Raw genomic sequence first — 18,891 nt, 5'->3', positions numbered from 1 at the left:
GGGGTGCCTTTCAAGAACCGAGTGACGTGAGGACTGCGCGCCGCAGGACGATGCGCGCCGGATTGTCATGGGCGGCGCGCTCGCGCGGGCGCGGCACTTCTCGTACGGAGATGAGGCGGCCTGCGCCGAGCAGGGCCACGCGGTCGCCGAGGAACAGGGCCTCGTCCACGTCGTGGGTGACGAAGACGACGGTCGCGCCCGTGCCGTGCAGCGCCTCGACCAGCAGGTCCTGCATGCCGGCGCGGGTCTGGGCGTCGAGCGCACCGAACGGCTCGTCCATGAGGACGGCGTGGGGCGCTCCCGCGAGGGCGCGGGCCAGCTGGGCGCGCTGTCGCTGCCCGCCGGAAACGCGGTGCGGCAACTGCCGGGCCTGCTCGCCGAGTCCGACCCGGGCCAGCCACGCCTCCGCCTGAGTGCGACGTTCCGCACGCGACAACCCCCGTATGGCCAGCGGGAGTTCCACGTTGGCGCGCAGGGTGCGCCAGGGGAGGAGGGCGTCCTCCTGGAAGACCAGAGCGCGTTCGGCGGTGGGGCCGGCCAGGGACTGCCCGTCCTGGCTGATCTCTCCGGCGAGCGGGGGCAGCAGGCCCGCCAGGGTGCGCAGCAGGGTCGACTTGCCGCAGCCGGACCTGCCGACGACGGTGAGGATCTCGCCCGGCGTGATGTCCAGGTCGACGCCATCCAGGACGGGGGCGTCGGGGCGGCCGAGCGTGGCGGCGCGGAGGGTGAGCCGGGTGCCGCGTACGGGGGACGGGGCGTTGTCCACCGTACGGAGGTCGGGCTTGGTGTCAGACGAGGTGCTCATCTCGTGCCTCCTCGGTGTCGGAGGGCTGGTCGCTTTGCGCGGCGGTGGGGGCCGGCCGGGCGGGCGCGGGGGCGCGCGGTGCCGCCGGCCGGGCTGCGGGGACGTACGAGGTACGCGGCAGCCACCGGGTCAGGCGTCGGCCCAGGAGTTCCACCGCGGTGGAGGTGAGCCAGCCCAGGACGCCGATCGTGACCATGCCGACGAAGACGCCGGGGTAGTTGACGATCGTGTAGTCCTGCCAGGTGCGGTAGCCGACGCCGTACTGGCCGGAGATCATCTCGGCGGAGATCACACAGATCCACGAGACGCCGAGGCCGACCGACAGCCCGCCGAAGATGCCGGGCAGTGCGCCCGGCAGGACGACTGAGCCGAGAATCCGCCACCGGCCGCCGCCCATCGTGAGCACGGCCTCTTCCCACACGGGGGTCAGCGCGCGGACGGCGTGCCGGGTGGAGACCAGGATCGGGAAGAAGGCGGCGGTGAAGGTGATGAAGACGATGCCCTGTTCGTTGGAGGGGAAGAGGAGGATCGCGACGGGGACCAGGGCGATCGCCGGGATCGGGCGGACCACTTCCAGCAGCGGGCCCAGCAGGTCCTCGGCGAGCCGGGAACGGGCCACGAGCACGCCCACCGCTACGCCCACCACCGCAGCCAGCAGGAAGCCGGTGAGGATGCGGGTGAGGCTGTCGGTGAGGTCCGTCCAGTAGTCCGCCCCCGAGAGGCGGTCGGCGAAGGCGTGGGCGACGTCGGTGACCGTGGGGAACTGCGAGAAGCGCAGCCACAGGTCGATGTCCAGGCCGGTCAGGAGCTGCCAGAGGCCGAGGGCGGCCGCGAGGGCGGCGACCCGCAGCGCGTACCGGCCGATCGGCGGGAACGGCCGCCGGTACCGGCCTGCTCGCGGCGCGGACCGGCTCATGCGGCACGCTCCAGCGCGTCGGCGTATGTGATGACGCGGGCGCCGCCGTGCGCGGAGACGTACGCCTGCGCGGTCGCCGGGGCGACGAACGGCAGGAGCTGGTCTCCGTCGGCCACCCACACCGCCTTGTCGGCGAACCACAGGGTGCCGGTGGTGGCGTCGGGGACGTAGGCGGCGCGGATGCCGTCGCGGTGGGCGGCCACGTACTTCAGGAGCTCCGCCGGGGACTTGAAGGCCTTGGTCTCCTCGGCGCCCTTCGGCCATGCCTCGCTCGCGGCAGCCGGGGGAGTAGCGGTGAGCTGCTTGGCGTACGACGCCCCGAGGGCCTTCTTCACGTACTGGTCGTCGACGAAGGCGTCCACGTCGATGTCGCCGGTCAGCTTAGCCGCCTTCAGGACCGAGACGTCCTGCTTGAGCGCGGAGACGAGCTGCCGCTTGACGGCCGGGTCGAAGGTGGAGATGCCGTGGGCGCCGTTGTAGAGGTAGACGACCTCGGCGGGCAGGCCGGTGGCCTTCGCGACTTTCTCGGCGGCGGTCACGGGATGGGCGTCGAGGTAGTCGGTGGCCTGTGCCTGAGCTTTGAGGAAGGCCTCCAGCACGGCAGGGCTGTTCTTGGCGAAGTCTTCGCGGGCGGTGACGCCGTGGAAGGTGGGCAGGTTCAGCTGGGCGCCGTCGTACAGGGCCTTCGCCTTGCCCTGGTAGGCGAGCAGACCGGGCCAGGCGACGAACTGCGAGAGCGCGTCCGTGCTGCCCGCGGCCAGGGCCGACGCGCCGACGGCGGGCTGTTGGTTGAGCTTCTCGATGCCGTCGTTCGGGTCGATGCCGGTGCGTTGCAGGGCTCGTACGAGTGTGCCGTCTGCGGCGGAGCCGACGCTCGTGGAGACCTTCTTGCCCTTCAGGTCCTTCAGGGAGGTGAGCTTGGAGTCGGGTGCGGTGACGATGGTGTTGAGGCCGCCGCGGAGGTTGTAGCCGGTGACGGAGATCAGGTGGGTGGGGCGGTTCAGCTGCTTGCCGCGGGCGGCGTTGATGAGCAGGGGGAAGTCGCCCATCGAGCCGATGTCGATCTTTCCGGCGGTCATCTGCGCGGTGATGGGGGCGCCGGTGGCGTAGTCCTGCCAGTCGACCTTGTAGGTGCGGCCGTCGCCGAGGGAGTTCAGCTGCTTCTCGAAGTAGCCGAGGGAGCGCAGGAGCGTTCCCGCGGTGACGGTGTTGATGGTCTTGGACTGGTAGCCGACGGTGACCGTGACGGTGGAGCCGGAACCTCCGGCCGCGGCGTTGCCACCGCAGGCGGTGAGCGGCGCGAGGAGCAGGGCGGCGGCTGTGGCGACTGCTGTGCGTTTCATAGGGGTGTGGCCTTTCACCGGAGCAGGTAGGGCATGTTGACCGTGACGGCTCCGGTGGGACAGCGGGCCGCGCACGGGCCGCAGTACCAGCACTCGTCGACGTGCATGTACGCCTTGCCGGTGCTGTCGTCGATGGCGAGGGAGTCCAGCGGGCACATGTCCACGCAGAGCGTGCAGCCGTCGATGCACTTCGACTCGTCGATGGTCACGGGCACGTCGGCCCGCTGGTGCGCCAAGGGCATGGCTGTCTCCGGGAATGTGCGTGGGAGGGGTGTTTACAGGGACCGGTGCAGCAGACCGCTCATCGAGATGCGGTCGCCGCGGAAGCGGATGAACTCCAGGTCGACGGGTCGCCCGTCGGCGAGGTACGTGAGGCGTTCCAGCATCAGGACGGCCGCACCGCGCGGTGCCTGAAGTACGGCGGCGGAGTGGGCGTCCGCGTTGACCGCTTCGAGGCTGATCTCGGCGTGGCCGAGACGCCGGCCCGTGAGGGACTCCAGGAGCCGGAAGATGTCGGTGTTCTCCAGGTCCTCGCCGAGCAGGGCGGTGCCGAGGTCCAGAGGAATGTAGGTCAGGTCGAGGGACAGGGGAAGGCCGTTCAGCCGGCGCAGACGTTCGATGTAGAGGACGTCGGTGCCGGGTGGGAGGTGCAGGCGGTCGGCCACCGGGGCCGGGGCGGGGACGGGGCCCACGGTGCGCACCTCGTTGGTGACACGGCCGTGTTCGCGCAGGGTTTCCGCGAGGCCCATCAGGCGGTCGAGTCCGTGGGGGTACTTCTGGGCCACGACGACCGTGCCGACGCCGGGGAGGCGTTCCACCAGGCCCTCGGCGCGCAGCAGGTCGAGGGCCTGGCGAACGGTGTTGCGGGAGGCGCTGTAGTCCGTGGCGAGGGTCGTCTCGTGAGGAAGCGCGCCGTCCGGGAACCCTCCGGCCAGGAGCTGGTGGCGGAGCAGGTCGGCGAGCTGGCGTGCCCGGTCCGCACGCAGCCGCCGCCGCGCTCGGTGGGCGGCGACGGTGGTCGCGCCCTGGCCGGCGTGGTCTCGGACGCGGTCGGTGGCTGACATGCTTGGGACCATATCTATCTGGTAGGGAAAGCGGTGTTGCTGAAGTGTTGCGCCACCTGACACATGACCAGATGTCTGCCTGACCTGGGATTTCGTCGGCCGCGCAGGAAGATCTGCCAGCGCCGGGGTCTACGGCTCGCGAGGCCAGACGAGGCGCTCCGCGCGAGATGCGCAAAGCCGATTCTCCCTACGCGCCTCGACGCGGGGCAGGGGCCGCCGCCTCTTGTACGGCTCCTCAGTGAGGCGGCAAAGGACACCGAGATGTTCGTGTTGCGGTTGCGGTACGAGAACGCGGTGCTGCGCCGTCATTTGGCCCCCCGGTCCGCTGTGAACCCGCGGACAGTTCAGGTGTCGTCGGCATTCGAGAATCGACGGACGGTGACGGGGACGCCCAGCGCTAGCCCCAGGTCCGCTATGCGGTGCATGGCGGCAGGGAGGTCGTGGGTGAGGGCGGAGCACGAGCGGTAGGCAGCCCACTGTCAGAGGATGACAGGGTGGAGCTTCTGTATCGGCCGGAAGATCCCGAACGGATCATCCTGATCGCCTACAACAGACATATGAACATCTGGTTCCACAGGCCCTCCCTGCTCCTGGGAGCCATGGCGCTGCTCTGGACGCTTTCGGCGACTGCTTCCCTGCCGCGTCTGGGGTCTCTCTTTTGGATCACCGCCAGTCGCCTGGTGGACCGCTACATCTGGCACGGCTGTGGCACGGCGGCCTCTTCGTCCCGAAGCAACTTCGGTGGGCGCTGGACCTTCGCCGAGGATACGTCGGCGTTGTCACGCAGTTAGACACTCCCCCTCCTCCCTCGAACTCACCAGCCGAGGAGCCGGGACCGAGCCCGAAAGGCTCTCGGGCGAGCGCCCTACAGGCTAGGGCGAGCCGTCCATGTAGGTGATCTTGTTGTGGAAATCCCGACATTCGTTGCTACGGGCATCACGGTGGGTGTCGGAGTAGCCCACGTCTCTACATGAGGGAGAACCGTATGCACGCCAGCAAGGGGGATCGGCTCGTCGTCCATGGACGCGTTGTCGGGCAGCAGGATCACGTGGTGGAGATCGTCGAAGTTCTTGGGCCGGAGGGTACACCGCCGTACAGGGTGAGGACCGAGGACGGTCATGAGACGATCATGTCTCCCGGCCCTGACAGCGTCATCGACCACCGCAAGGCCGGCGAGACGGCGTAGCCGCGACAGCCGTTGACGTATCGGTCGACGTAGCCGACACGAGGACACCCCCCTCCCGGAAGGTCCCGGAGGGGGGTGACCTAGCAGGTGGCTGTGGCGGGGAGCTTCACAGAACTACCGAACGCGCTCCCAGCTTGGGAGGCTTAGGTCTTCTGTGGGCGTTTGCTTGGCCGACCTGTGGTGGAGCGGCTATGGCAGCTGACTGGCCGCCGACCTGGTCCCCGCCAAGAGCCGCCTCGTACGCCCACAGCGCCGGCCGGTTGTGCGGCTCACCGGCCAGCCGCGCCACCGCCCCCGCCGCTGGTGCCAGCCGAACTGCCCGTCACCGGCGGCACCGTCAGCATCGACGGAACCGGCTACCGGAAGCTCACACTGACCGACCCGACACTGAACCTGGTCCCGCAGGCATGGTCCCCGGACGGACACCGGATCGCATACGAAGGCTGGGACTTCGCCGACCCGGACCGGACCGGGATCTACACGGCGAGCTATCCCGACGGTACCGACCTCGTTCGGGTGACCACCCGTCCCGGGTCAGCCCACGACATGCCGCTCGACTTCTCACCCGACGGAAAGCAGTTGGTGTTCTACCGGGCCGCGCGCAGCGAAGACGACGGCCCCGCCGACCTCGGCGGCTCCCTATGGGTGGTGAACACCGACGGCTCCGACCCGCACCGGATCACCACCGACGCGGTGCCCCCCAACTGGTGGGCGCGGTGGTCACCTGACGGCTCCCGCATCCTGTTCGCCGGCGAACGGCTGCAGCCCAGCGGGGCGATCTGGACGGTCGACCCCGACGGCAGCCATCTGACCCGTGTCTTCCCCGACCCCAAGGGCGGTTTCCCGATCGAGCCGACCTGGTCACCGGACGGCGACTGGATCATGTTCGCACTCGACCCGACGAACGACCAGTTCACCCACCCCGCCAACCGCCTCGTCGCTATCAGGCCCAACGGCGGCGGACTCCGCGTGGTCAGCGGCACGCACGACTTCAAGAGCCAGCCCGAGTGGTACGAGGAGTAGGGTGCGCCGCACATTCAGGTGGTCGCCAGTGCTCTGACCGGGAGGGTTCGCCGGGGTGACGGTTCCAGCGGCTGGATGTGCGGTGACGTCCGGTCTGATCGCTGGAGGTGTGGTGGTTGAGCCTGTCCGTGTGCGCAGGTTGATCGACCAGGAAGGGCAGAAGCTGCAGCAGATCGTGCGCCGGGGCAGCACCAGTTCGGTGCGGTATCGGCGCGCGATGGTGCCGCTGACCTCGGCCGGCGGGAACCGCGTCCCGGTGTTGGCCAAACTGCTCCAGCCCGACGACGAGGACTTCGTCGTCCAGACGGCGACCACCCGCCGGACCACGCTCGGTCAGCCCTTCACTCGCTGGTCCATCCGCAAACTCAATGCATACCTACGGAAAGTGTACGACCGAGTGATCCCCATTGGCCGCGAGGCATTACGGAGCCTGCTCGTCCGCCGCGGCATCACCTTCCAGTGCACCAAGACCTGGAAGGAGTCAACCGACCCCGACCGCGACGCCAGGCTCGACCGCATCGAGCACGTGCTGGGGCGGTTGCCTGCCCGGGTGTTCGCTCTCGACGAGTTTGGACTACTCGGCATCCACCCCACGGCCGGATCATGCTGGGCGCTCCTGTTGGTCACCGCGAGCGGCACCCCGCGACCTGTCACCGCACCCACGGGGTGCGCTACTTCCACGACTGCTACTCCGTCGGCGACGGCACCCTGTGGGCCTTGTGCCACTGACGATCACCGATTACGCCTGGGCCGCGGTCTTCTGCTTGAGGCGCTCATAGGGAGTCTGGCCGCCGAGACCGCCGTGGGGGCGATGGTAGTTGTAGTAGTCCTCCCACTCGCGCAGCTTGTCGTTGAAGACCTCGGCATCGTCGATGATGACGCCGTCGAGAAGCCGGTAGAACTCCTCGGCGTCGATGCGTTGGGAGCGTTCGACCTCCCCGTTCAGACGCGGCGTCCGCGGCTTGATGCAGGTGTGGGCGATGCCCTTGTCGAGCACGTGCCAGTGGAAGGCGGACTGGAACTCGGCGCCGCTGTCGGTCTGGATGGCCTCGACCTGGAACGGCAGACGCTGCAGCACGTAGTGGAGGAACTGGATGGCGGTGACTGGTTCAGCGTCGGGTTCCGCAGGACGCGCAGGCGGGTGCAGTCGTCGATCGCGGTGAACTGGAAGTACTTGTTGCGGCCGCCCCGGCGCCCCTGCGGCATCGAGGCGAGCGGCTCGATGAACTTCACGTCGATCTGCAGGCGGTGGCCGGCAGTTGCTTCTCGCCACCTCGGGCCCGCAGACGGTTCACGTTGGTGTTGGGGGTCTGGTGGCTGCTGCCCCTCACCGGCCCCTGGCGTTGCCTGAGCTCTGGCACGAGAGGCCACCCCGTCGCCAGGCGGCGCCGCTGGCAGACGGATCGTCGTCGACGTGGGCGGCGGTGTCGGGCGCGGACTCGGTCGACGTCGAGACGCTCAGTCGAGGGTCGCGAGGTGGTCGGCGGTGCCCCCGTTCCACTCGATCATGAAAAGGGTGGCGTCGTCGGTGGTGCGCCCGCCCCGCTCGCTCTTCAGGGTGTGGGAGAGCCGGCGCAGATCCGCCCGCATGCCCTCTGACGGGTCTTCCCCCAGGCGGTTGACGCAGCGGATGAGGCGTTCCTCGCCAAACGGCTCCCCGCTGGCGACATGCTCGTCGATGATGCCGTCGGTGTAGCAGAGCACCCGGTCGCCTGGCTCGAGCACGTGCTCCCTGACTCGGGGCATTTCACCACCGAAGCCGACGGGCAGCGTCGTCGCGCTCTCCAGCTGCTGCACGACCCGGCCGCCGCGGATCAGCAGCGGCGCGGGGTGACCTGCGTTGACCAGCTCCATCTCACCGGTGGAGATGTTCAGGTGCATCAATTGCGCCGTGACGAAGTGGTCGGGCCCGAACTGCCGGGAAATGGCATCATCCATGAACGCGTACTTTTCGTCCAGGCTGATGAACACGCGTCGGGCATGCCGGTAGGCGCCGATGGCCACGGTCGCCATTGTGGCGGCGTCCAAGCCGTGGCCCATCGCATCAATGACGGCCATGTGCAGGATGTTGCCGTTGAGGGCGTAATCGAAGCTGTCGCCGGCGACGCGGTAGGCGGGCTCCAGGGCTCCGGCCACCTTGACCTGGGGCACGGACATCGTCAGCGGCGGCAGCAGGCTCCACTGGATCTCTGCGGACACGCTCATCGGCTCCCGACGCCGGGTCTGGAAGAACTGGTCGGTGTATGCGTTCTTGGTGACCAGCATGTCGGCGACCAGGCTGGCGAGCCTGTGCAGCAGGCGCCGGTCGTCGTCGCCGACTGTGTCCAGTGTGAGGGCCATTACGCCCACCTGGTCACTGCCGTCCAGCAGTGGCAGGTAAATCCGGACGCCGCCGCTGGCCTGCGGAACCTCGACCCTGTCCCCGCGCAGGAAGGCCCGCCCGGCGGGGGAGTCGGTCACCGGCTCCGGCTGGGCCACATGCAGTTTCGTGCCCGGCAGCGGCACCAACAACTCCTGCGCGTAGTCCTGGAGCAGGATGGAGACGTCACGACCGCCGATCCTGGCCACCCCCTCCGCGATGAGTGGAGCGATCATCTGGGGCGGCAGGAGCCGCGCTCTGTCCAGCAGCAGGCCGAGCAGCCGCTCGCCGAAACCCTCCGATCGGTCAATGCTCTCCGTGCCCATGGCCGGGTTTCCCACCTACCTTCCTGTGTCCACGCTGGTCACCGCCTCCGCACAACGTGACCTGGGAAGCCGCCGGAGCGGTTCATTACGCCATGCGCGGCATGTCGGCCGTACGTTTTCCGCGTTTCGGTACTCCTTGCCCGCAGAGCGTCTGCTCCAGGGAAGGACCAAGCTGCTGAAGCGCAGGAGGGCTGCGGCAAGTCACCGGTGTCGGACAGCGAAGGAGTCGGCTGCGGGAGGGCGCGAGGCGGAGCTGACGGTCGGCGCGGCCCGTCCTCGACCGACGGCAACGTGGTCGATGCGGTGCCGGAGCTCGCGACGTCGCGGAGATCTGAACAGAACGGCCAGCAACGACAGCGGAGCCGGCGATGACTCATGGAGCCGGGGCGGTTGCGGGTGGCTGAGCCGCAGCTGGACACCCACATCCACATCGGACCGGCCGGCAAGAAGCTGCGGTACGAGGCAGGCGAGCGGTTCGCTCGCGGTGAGAGAACCGCGGTGATCGTGCTGGGAGAGAACCCGCCGGCTGAAGCGCTCAGCCACACTTGCCCGCGCTGCTGGGGGAGAGGGCTTGCCCGGTCAGGTGCGGAAGCGTGAGCGCCGGCCGCCGGCCTCTGCTCGGGCACAGCCTGGGCCTGCTCCCGGTGCTCGTGCTCGGCCTGGACGGTCTGGCGTTCGACGGTGACGGCCCGCTGTCTGCTGGCGTCGCACAGGTATGGGTGGGTGTGCCGTAAGGCGTCCCAACCAGCCTCCCTTTCCCTGGGCGCGGCTCGGACGAGAAGCCCTCCGCAGGGTGGCGGAGGACCCTGACCTCAGCGTCACCGACCAGTGGACGAGCGGGCACCGATGCGTTGTCACCCTGGCTCACGGAAGATCATTCACGGGCCGCCCCGACGTGGGACCACCATGACGAGGCGTGCGGATCGCGGGTGACTCATCGAGGACCCGAGAGGTCGCGTCACGGCCGCCGGGCCGTTGGAGCGCCTCGTGGGCGACGGTCACAGTGTCCGACGAAGCCGGAATGCCAGGCTCGAGAGCGGCGTCAAGCCGTACCGGCTGACGGAGTCGGTCCCGGGCAGGACCGGGGGAGGGCAGGGGCACACAGACCAGGGCGCTGAGCGGTCAAAGTACTTAGGGTGTGAGTGACGATTCAGTCGTTCATCCACCTAGACGAGTGTTCCGTGACGGAAGAGCAGCAGGCGCCCGAGTTGCTCGGCGCGCTCGGAGCAGAGCAGGCCGCGGACCTGCCGTACCAGCAGTCCGCCTTGGACGCTGCTCGAGTCGTGGCTCAGGGCGCCGCCGTTGTGGCCGCTGTGCTGGGCGCGGCCGGTCTGTCCGGCTGGGTCTTCGGCATCGACGTCCTGAGACGCGGGCCCGGTGCCGGCGCGACCATGAACGCAAACACCGCCGTGGCGCTGTTGGCACTCGGAATCTCCCTGTTTCTGGTGGCTCGCAGATGCGCCACGCCGTGGATGATCGCCGCCCGTGGGGCCGCAGCCCTGGCGGCCTGGATCGGCGGGCTCACCGTTGTGGAGTACGTGACCGGGGTGGGCCTGGGCATCGATGAACTGCTCTTCAGGGACGACACGGTGCGGGTGGCGACAGAGGTGCCTGGACGGATGGCACCGAACACGGCCGCGGCACTGATGATCGGGGGCGTGGCAGCCCTGTGCGCGAGCTCGTGTCGGCTTCCCGCCTGGACGAGTCAGGTCCCGGGCCTGGCCGTTCTCACGCTGGGAATGCTGCGCCTGTACGGGTTCGCGTACGCCGTCCCTGAACTGGAGCGGTTCGGCGCCTACAAAGGCATGGCCCTGTACACCGGCCTGGCTCTGGTGCTGCTGGGCATCGCCGCCTTCCTCACCCGGCCGGACCAGGGTCCCGCCGGACTGCTGATGAACGCGGGTACGACGGGGGCGCTGGGGCGCCGCCTGTTCACCACCGTCCTGGTCGTACCGCCGCTGCTGGGCCGGCTCGTCCTGGCCGGTGAGGACGCGGCACTGTTCGGGACACGTCTGGGTACCGCGCTGCTGGTGTGTGGGCATGTGGTCGTGTTCACCGCGGTCATCTTCTGGGTCTTGGTCGTTGGTCGCCGTATCGAGGTGGCGCACGCCCGTGCGGAGTGGCAGGTGCGGCAGAACGAACTGCTCCAGGCGTTCATGGACCACACACCCGCGGTGGTGTTCATCAAGGACCTGGAGGGGCGCTTCCTGGCGGTCAACACGACGTTCGAGGAGAGCCTTGGCCTGTCCCGTGAGCGGGTACTGGGCCGCCGGGACCGGGATGTCATGCCGCCCGACCTCGCGCGTCAGGCGCGGACCGCAGACCTCGCCATGCTGGCAGGAGGTACCCCCGTACAGCGGGAGGAGCTGCTCACCCTGCCGGGAGGCCCGCGGGACCTCCTCACCAGTCTGTTCCCGCTCACCACGTCGTCCGGCAAGCCCTACGCCATAGGTGGCGTGGTCACCGACATCACCGAACGAGTCGCGGCCCAGCACGAGGTCCGGCGCGCTCACCAGCGCTTCCTGGCGCTGCTGGAATCCGCGCCTGACGCCACCCTGATCACGGACGGCCACGGCACCATCGCCAGGGCCAACGCGCAGGTGCAACGATTGTTCGGACATACGCCGGCCGACCTCGTCGGCACCCAGGTCATCGATCTGGTTCCCGTCTCGCGGCGTCGACGGCACAGCGCCTTCCTCGGCGCCTACCTGCGGCAGGCGGACCCGAAGCCGATCGTCCTGGACCGGGGCCTGTACGGGCTGCACAGCGACGGCAGTGAGTTCCCCATCGAGGTGAGCCTGAGCAGGCTCCAGGCCGACGAGGGGACGTTGGTGTTCCTGTCCGTGAGGGACATCACCGAACGCAGGCATGTCGAGGCCGAACGCGCCGAGCGCTACGAGGAGCACCGACGAATTGCCCACACCCTGCAGCACAGTCTCATGGGTGAGCCGTCCCGTCTGCCGCACCTGTTCAGCGCCCACCGGTACCTGGCGTCTGTCCAGGACCCCGGAGTCGGCGGGGACTGGTTCGACGTCATTCCCCTGGACCAGGACCGCACCGGCATCGTCGTCGGCGACGTGATGGGCCGCGGGCTGGAGGCAGCGGCCGTCATGGGTCAGTTGCGCGCCGCCTCCCACGCGCTGGCCCGCATGGGCATACCTCCCGGTGAGCTGATGACCGGGCTGGACGCGTTCGTCAGCGACCTGGCGGACCAGCTCGTCACCTGCGTCTACCTGGTGGTGGACCAGAGCGGCCATGAGGTCACCCTGTGCTCGGCGGGACACCTCCCGGTCATCGTCCTGCCCCCGGACGGGCCTGCCCGCCTGCTGCAGGCACCGGTCGGTGTGCCGCTGGGCGTCAACGATTCGTGCTGCGGCGGCGTGCCGTTCCGGCAGACGACGCAGCCGCTGCCACCGGGCAGCACTCTCGCGCTCTACACCGACGGACTGGTCGAGAGACCAGGCACTGACATCGAGGCCCAGATCGACATCCTCGCCCACACTCTCAACGACGCGCTGAAGGGCGCTCCCCTGGATGCGGAGAGCCTCGATCACGCCGCTGACCGGTTGATCAGAACCCTCATTCCGGAGACGGCCAAGCATGACGACGACGTGACGCTGCTCCTGATCGGGTTGCCCAAGCCCGATGGGGCAGGCCCCCGCAGTGAGCGGGTGAGCCCCCGCGCGCGCGGTGTTTCCGATCCACAGTGACCAAAATCGGTACATTTATCTAGTAGGAGCTATGAGCTGTCAGGCGTGTGACAGTGGCGCCCGTGCCCGGAAACCATGCAGGTGAGGGCAGTATGTTCGACTTGAGTGCGCCGATCGTGGTCACGTTCTTCGTGTATGTGGCCGTCATGGTCGGGACAGGTGTCTGGGCGTGCAGTCGCACTCGTACCTTCGCCGACTTCGCTCTGGGGGGCCGCAGGCTCAGCGCGTTTGTTGCCGCCCTGTCCGCAGGGGCCAGCGACATGTCCGGCTGGCTGTTTCTTGCGTTTCCCGGAGCGGTGTACGCGGCCGGTGTCGGCGCCAGCTGGATCGCGGCCGGTCTGGTGGTCGGTACCTACCTCAACTGGCTGCTCGTTGCGCCGAGGCTGCGCACCTATACCGAGCGTGCGGGGAACGCCGTGAGCCTGTCGGCCTATCTGGAGGAACGGTTCGAGGACCGCACCGGGATGCTGCGGATGGTCTCGGCGGTGGTCACGCTTGTGTTCTTCACCGTCTACGTCGCGAGTGGGCTGGTGGCCGGCGGGCTGCTGTTCCAGCAAATCTTCGATGTCAGGTTCGGGCTCGGAGTCGCCTTGACCGCCCTGGTGATCGTCATCTACTCGTGCCTGGGCGGCTTCCTCGCCGTCAGCCTCACGCACGTCATGCAGGCCACACTGATGTTCCTCGCCCTGCTCGTGCTCCCCCTCGTCGGCATCGGGGCACTGGGTGGCTTCAGGGCACTGCGCGACACCCTCAACAGCAAGACACCCAGCCTGCTGGACATGGGTGCCAAGGTCGGCTTCACGGACGGACGGTGGTCAGCGGGCGGGCCCCTCGGCGTCGTAGCGATCACTTCCCTGCTCGCCTGGGGTCTGGGCTATTTCGGTCAGCCGCACATCCTGGCCCGCTTCATGGGCATCCGCAGCACTGGCGCCATCCCCACAGCCCGCCGCATCGAAACCGGGTGGGTCATCGTCGTGCTCGCCGGCGCCACGCTCGTCGGCCTGGTGGGCATCGCGCGGACCGGAGCGCCGCTCAACGACCCGCAGACGGTGTACATCACCCTGAGCCGGACACTGTTCGATCCGTGGGGCGCCGGGGTGATGCTGATCGCCGTACTGGCCGCGATCATCTCGACCGCGGACAGCCAGCTCCTCGTGTCGTCCGTCGCTCTCACCGAGGACTTCTACCGCGCGTGCCTCCACCGGCGCGCCTCGGACAGGGCACTGGTGTGGGTCGGTCGCGCCGCTGTCGTCGTCGTGACCGTGGTGGCCTTCGTGATCGCGCTCAGGGGCGGCGGGCTGCTGGGTATCGTCGCCTACGCCTGGGCAGGCTTCGGAGCCGCCTTCGGGCCGGTCGTCCTTCTCTCGCTGTACTGGCCGCGCATGACCTGGGCCGGGGCCATGGCCGGGATCGTGTCGGGTGCGGCAACCGTGCTGCTGTGGAAGAAGATCAATCCGCTGCTCGGCCCTCTCGAGTCGGGCGTGTACGAAATGGTTCCAGGCGTCCTGGTCGCCACGGTCGCCGCGCTGGTCGTCGGCAGGTTCGTCGGCCGACCCCCGAAAACGGCCTTCTGGCGGATGCCGGGCGGCGGAGTGAGCCAGCTGGTGCTCACTCCCTTCCTCGCCCACGCACCGGTCGGCATCGCAGTCCTCGACACGGACCTGCGGTACGTCTGGGTCAACGAGCCACTGGACCGCGAGATCCCCCTCGAACGGCGGCTGGGCCGACGGATGACGGAAGTGCTGCCGAAGGCGGAGGCCGAGGCCCTCGAGGAGAAGCTGCGCGAGGTTCTGGAGACCGGCGATCCGGTGATGGACTACGAGTACCGCGGCCCCAGCCACACCGACCCCGACCACAACCGCGCGATCTCTGCCTCCTTCTTCGCCATGAAGGACCGCCACGGCCGGAACGTAGGTGTCTGGTACATGGTCATCGACGTCACCGAGCGCTGGCGGGCCCAGGAACGCCTGGCCCTGCTCAACGACGCCGCTGCCCGCATCGGCAGCACCCTGGACGTGACACGGACCGCACAGGAACTGGCCGACAACGCCGTGCCGTCCGTCGCCGACTTCGCCGCCGTCGACCTCTTGGACTCGGTCACGAAAGGCGAGGAGCCGGCGCCCGGGCCGGTCGGTATGGCACCCGTCATCCGGCGCGCGGGGCAGCAGTCGGTGCGTGAGGGCTGCCCCGAGGCGACGCTGGCAGTGGGAGAAGCGGTTCGGCGCGCACCTTCCTCGCCCGTGACCCGGTGCCTGCTGGAGAGCAGAACCCTCGTGGAACGGACTCTGGACCAGACCACCAGCCCGTGGGTGACCGAGGACGAGTCGACAGGCGCCTCCATCCGTGACTACGACATCCGATCGGTGATGGTGGTTCCGGTGCGGGCGCGCGGGGTCACCCTGGGCGCGGCGACGTTCGCCCGTTCCCGGCGATTGGGCCCTTTCGAGGAGGACGACGTACGTCTCGCCGAGGAACTCGTCTCCCGCGCCGCGGTGTGCATCGACAACGCGCGCCGTTTCACCCGCGAGCACACCGCCGCCCGCTCCATGCAGCACTACTTGCTGCCGCAGGAACTGACGGGAGGGTCTGCTCTGGAGGTGGCGTCGTGGTATCTCCCGGCGGATGCCCCCACTGGTGTGGGCGGCGACTGGTTCGACGTGATTCCGCTCTCCGGAGCACGCGTCGCGCTGGTCGTCGGGGACGTGGCCGGTCACGGCATCAACGCGGCGGCGACCATGGGACGCCTGCGCACTGCCGTACGCACGCTCGCCAACCTCGACCACTCTCCGGACGAACTGCTGGCGCATCTGGACGACCTGGTCATCGGCCTCATGGGGGCCCACGGCAGCGACGGATCGACGGCAGCCGAGGACGCCGCCGCGGGTACCGCGTTCATGGGAGCCACCTGCCTGTACGCCGTCTACGACCCGGTCAGCAGGCGGTGCACGCTGGCCCGGGCAGGTCACCTCCCGCCGGTGATCGTCAGTCCGGACGGCGGTGCCGAAATCGTGGACCTGCCCGCCGGACCGCCACTCGGCCTCGGGTACCTCCCCTTCCAGTCCGTCGAAATGGAACTGGCCGAAGGCAGCCTCATCGCGCTCTATACCGACGGCCTCATCGAGTCCTTCGACCGGGACATCGACGTCGGACTCTCCCGGCTGGGTAATGTCCTCGCCGCGTCCCGGCCGACACTGGAGGAGAGCGGCCGCAGGGTGATCGACGACCTGCTGGCCAATCCGCCGTCCGACGACGCGGCACTGCTGCTCGCCCGGACCCATGCCCTGCCCCGAGACCGGGTCGTCTCCTGGGATCTGCCCAGCGAGCCGGCCACTGTCGCGCACGCCCGCGCCCTCGCCGCCCAGCAGCTGACGGCGTGGGGCATACCCGAACTGACGTTCACCACCGAGCTCATCGTCAGCGAACTGGTCACCAACGCCATCCGCCACGCAACCGGACCGGTCTGTCTCCGCCTGATCCTGGACCGTGGCCTGATCTGCGAAGTTTCCGACACCAGTAGCACCTCGCCACGCCTGCGCCATGCCAGGACCACCGACGAGGGAGGGCGGGGCTTGCTGATCGTGGCCCAGCTCGCCCACCGCTGGGGCACCCGCTACACGAGGACCGGCAAGATCATCTGGTCGGAACAGGCTGTTCCGACCGGCACCGTCACCTAGCCACCTCGTCGCCTGTATCGCAGTGGCACGCCCTTCCGGCGCACCGCATCGGGTCAGGAGTCGGTGTTCCTTTTGGCGGCAGCGGGGGCGGCGTGCATCGGCCTGGAGGATCTCGTCCGCACCGACCATCGCGGGATACAGGAGGGCGTGCTTGTCACCGAACTTGAGGTGTTCAGGCGTCAGGGGGCAAGGACTTTTGGTGGACAGGCCGAGCAGCAGGGTGATCGCCCCGTCGTCGCGGACGTCCGTCGGCAGGGCATCGTCGGTCAGGCAGCGTGGGAGGAATCGCCGGCGATCGTCGTCGTCGAGCAGGTCCTGGGGCTCCTGGGGCGGGATGGAGGGGACGGTCAATTCGCGGGTGAGCATGCGGCTCGTGGTCCATTTCTGGGACACGCGGGTGCCGGGTGCGTCGACGGCGCCGGACGCGGACGCGGACATGTTGCGGGTCTTGAGGTCTTCCAGGACCACAACCGCGTTCTTGGCGGTGATCTGCTGGGCGACCTGGGCGCAGAAGTCCGCGCGCCGGTCCGTTACACGGCCCGTGATCCGGTTCATACGGGCGCGGACCTTGGCCCGGTTGGCGCTGCCCTTCTTCGTGCGGGCGAGCTGCTGCTGAAGACGTCGGAACCGCCCGGCCTCGCCGGCGGTGATGAACTCCCGGTCATGGAAGTCCCCATCCGAGGTAACGGCAGCGGTTTTGACGCCCCGGTCGATGCCTACCGACGTGTTCGGCATGGCATGCCGTTCGGGCGTGGTCGTGCCGTCGTCCACGAGGAATGAGACGTACCAGCGTCCGGCCTTCCGGCTGACGCTCGCGGACCGGATCTCACCGCCAACGGGGCGCGACCAGCGGAAGCGGACCCAGCCCAGCTTGGGCAACTTCGCCCGGCCCCACTTGCGGCCGAGACGTTCCACAGTGACGGCGTTCCCGGCCGGGAAACGGAACGACGGCGACCAACGCGCCTTGGACCTCCAGCAGACCCTGAACGTGCCGTGATCCCGGCACGCCCGATCCAGGTCCCGCAGAGTCTGCTGAAGGATGTGCGAGGGCGCGGCCTACAGCCACTCGTGCTCGCGCTTGGCGTCGGCCAGCTCGGCGGCCTGCGGAACGTAGTTCATCCACGCCCCCCCGCCGCCGGTACTCGCGCCGCCGCTCAAGCGCGGTGTTCCATACCACCTGGCAGATGTTGCCGAACTCCTCGCACATCTCCTCTTGTTCGGGCGAGAGGTCGAGCAGGTAACGGCGACCCGACAGCATGAGAACACCCCCCTCGGCTGATGTGATCAACATAGTGTCCACCACTGACAACGCGGCGAACTCGCCGCTGCGCGGCTCCGGTGCGAGGATCGGCTGTCCCCGGCCTGAAGGCCGGGGTTTGCGCCGAAGAGTTACCGGATCAAGATCGGACCAGCGATCGACGCCGGCGCCATTGTCCTCGACGGATCCGTGCGGACGCAGTCCATGGATACGGGGATCCTCGGCAGCGAAGCCAAGAAGCAGCGGTATGAGAGCCGACTACCAGCCCGGTGCGGGAAGCCCATCGTCTGTATCTGTCGCGATCACGCTCAACAGTACCTGTGCTGACCCCAACTCTCATACCGCTCGGGCCCTTCGTGTATACGTGAAGGGCCCGAGGTGGTGGTGCACCGCCGTCCAGAAGACGCAGCACAAGCCGCTGATGGAGGCGCTCTCCTTCCGCTTCCAACCCGCCACCCGCCCCGCCACGCGCTGAATCTGGGGTAACCGCCCTGCCCGTTGCTCAGGAGATTGGCGCCTAGGCTTTCACCCGGCACCGGCAACCCAAGGAGCGCGAACGTGTACGACCCCGCACTGCAGCACCCGTACCCCGACGCCCACCGGCCGGACGACGCGCCCACACCGCACGCACTGCTCGAGCCCGTGCTCGGGTTCCTGGGCACATGGCACGGCCGGGGCCAAGGGGGATACCCGACGCTCGCCGGGGACTTCACCTACGCCCAGGAGGTCACCTTCAGCCACGACGGCCGCCCCTTCCTCCGCTACGAGGCCCGGGCCTGGCTGCTCGACGCCGACAGCGCACCGTTGCGCCCGGCGGCTCGGGAGAGCGGATGGTGGCGGCTTCAGCCCGAAGGCCGGGTGGAGGCACTGATCACCCAGCCCACCGGCATCGCCGAGATCGCGGTCGGCCAGGCGGCACAGGACACGGTAGATCTCTCCACGCGCGAGGTGGCCCTCACTCCCACGGCCAAGGAGGTCAACGCCACCCGCCGCCGCTACACCCTGACCGACAGCGACACACTCACGTTCGTCCACGACCTCGCGGCGGTCGGCCAGCCGTTGCAGCACCATCTCTCCGCAACCCTGCGACGCGCGCGGTAGGTCATATCGCCCGTTATGCAGCACAAGATGGAGTGCCGGGTTCCCCCTCCCGTCGACTCTCCGTGAGGTTGGTGCCGGAGCGGGGTGGATCCTGCCCAGTTGCAGGGCTCCCACTGACGGCGCCGC

General features: G+C 68.8%; 12 protein-coding genes and 3 pseudogenes. 7 read left to right on the top strand and 8 right to left on the bottom strand.

The genetic code is table 11. From position 1 onward, the window contains the following. Window positions 1-10: 10 nt before the first annotated feature. Genes ACWGKT_RS34050 through ACWGKT_RS34030 form a run of 5 tightly spaced genes read right to left on the bottom strand, consistent with a single transcriptional unit; the run spans window position 11 to window position 4,128 of the window. Window positions 11-805: an ABC transporter ATP-binding protein gene (locus ACWGKT_RS34050; protein ID WP_453276667.1), complete on the bottom strand. Its 795-nt coding sequence runs from the start codon at window positions 803-805 to the stop codon at window positions 11-13. Continuing rightward, window positions 789-1,721 (bottom strand): ABC transporter permease, encoded by a 933-nt coding sequence (locus ACWGKT_RS34045; protein WP_453276666.1) that lies wholly within the window; start codon window positions 1,719-1,721, stop codon window positions 789-791. Before ACWGKT_RS34045 ends, ACWGKT_RS34050 begins: the two co-directional genes overlap by 17 nt. Then, window positions 1,718-3,064, bottom strand: a complete 1,347-nt coding sequence (locus ACWGKT_RS34040; RefSeq protein ID WP_453276665.1) for an ABC transporter substrate-binding protein — start codon at window positions 3,062-3,064, stop codon at window positions 1,718-1,720. The genes ACWGKT_RS34045 and ACWGKT_RS34040 overlap by 4 nt, the downstream gene beginning before the upstream one ends. Before the next feature lie 14 nt (window positions 3,065-3,078). Continuing rightward, window positions 3,079-3,306 carry a 4Fe-4S dicluster domain-containing protein gene (locus tag ACWGKT_RS34035; protein WP_453276664.1) on the bottom strand — a complete coding sequence of 76 codons (228 nt, stop codon included), beginning with the start codon at window positions 3,304-3,306 and terminating at the stop codon, window positions 3,079-3,081. A gap of 33 nt (window positions 3,307-3,339) precedes the next feature. Continuing rightward, window positions 3,340-4,128: a GntR family transcriptional regulator gene (locus tag ACWGKT_RS34030; RefSeq protein WP_453276663.1), complete on the bottom strand. Its 789-nt coding sequence runs from the start codon at window positions 4,126-4,128 to the stop codon at window positions 3,340-3,342. Window positions 4,129-4,622: 494 nt separating this feature from the next. Between ACWGKT_RS34030 and ACWGKT_RS34025 the strand changes: the two genes are divergently transcribed. The 4 genes and pseudogenes from ACWGKT_RS34025 to ACWGKT_RS34010 all read left to right on the top strand — a co-directional run. Continuing rightward, on the top strand, window positions 4,623-4,919 hold the full coding sequence (locus ACWGKT_RS34025; RefSeq protein ID WP_453276662.1) for a hypothetical protein: 297 nt from the start codon (window positions 4,623-4,625) through the stop codon (window positions 4,917-4,919). A gap of 194 nt (window positions 4,920-5,113) precedes the next feature. After that, window positions 5,114-5,314, top strand: a complete 201-nt coding sequence (locus ACWGKT_RS34020; RefSeq protein WP_356158563.1) for a DUF1918 domain-containing protein — start codon at window positions 5,114-5,116, stop codon at window positions 5,312-5,314. 303 nt (window positions 5,315-5,617) lie between these two features. Beyond that, the gene (locus ACWGKT_RS34015) at window positions 5,618-6,337 is read left to right on the top strand and encodes a TolB family protein (RefSeq protein ID WP_453276661.1); all 720 of its coding nucleotides are present in this window, start codon (window positions 5,618-5,620) and stop codon (window positions 6,335-6,337) included. 112 nt (window positions 6,338-6,449) lie between these two features. Beyond that, a pseudogene (locus ACWGKT_RS34010) lies at window positions 6,450-7,057 on the top strand (IS630 family transposase); the annotation flags it as partial. A 19-nt stretch (window positions 7,058-7,076) separates the two neighbouring features. Here the strand turns inward: ACWGKT_RS34010 and ACWGKT_RS34005 are convergent. Together ACWGKT_RS34005 and ACWGKT_RS34000 are read right to left on the bottom strand one after the other, a co-directional pair. Continuing rightward, window positions 7,077-7,594 (bottom strand): annotated as a pseudogene (locus ACWGKT_RS34005) (integrase core domain-containing protein); the annotation flags it as partial. Between the two features lie 201 nt (window positions 7,595-7,795). Beyond that, a complete protein-coding gene (locus ACWGKT_RS34000; RefSeq protein ID WP_453276660.1) occupies window positions 7,796-9,022 on the bottom strand; it encodes a PP2C family protein-serine/threonine phosphatase in 1,227 nt (408 codons plus the stop codon). Between the two features lie 1,181 nt (window positions 9,023-10,203). Between ACWGKT_RS34000 and ACWGKT_RS33995 the strand changes: the two genes are divergently transcribed. Further along, window positions 10,204-12,732, top strand: coding sequence for a SpoIIE family protein phosphatase (locus ACWGKT_RS33995; RefSeq protein WP_453276659.1), 2,529 nt, complete (start codon window positions 10,204-10,206; stop codon window positions 12,730-12,732). 92 nt (window positions 12,733-12,824) lie between these two features. Then, window positions 12,825-16,406 (top strand): sodium/proline symporter PutP, encoded by a 3,582-nt coding sequence (gene putP, locus ACWGKT_RS33990; RefSeq protein WP_453276658.1) that lies wholly within the window; start codon window positions 12,825-12,827, stop codon window positions 16,404-16,406. Between the two features lie 477 nt (window positions 16,407-16,883). Here the strand turns inward: putP and ACWGKT_RS33985 are convergent. Then, window positions 16,884-17,423: pseudogene (locus tag ACWGKT_RS33985) on the bottom strand (RNA-guided endonuclease InsQ/TnpB family protein); the annotation flags it as partial. A gap of 799 nt (window positions 17,424-18,222) precedes the next feature. On the opposite strand from ACWGKT_RS33985, the gene ACWGKT_RS33980 reads away from it, so the two are divergent. Next, window positions 18,223-18,765, top strand: a complete 543-nt coding sequence (locus ACWGKT_RS33980) for an FABP family protein (protein ID WP_453276657.1) — start codon at window positions 18,223-18,225, stop codon at window positions 18,763-18,765. Window positions 18,766-18,891 lie beyond the last annotated feature (126 nt).

Source organism: Streptomyces sp. NPDC054794 (assembly GCF_053611585.1).
This window is presented reverse-complemented; position numbering and strand designations above follow the sequence as displayed.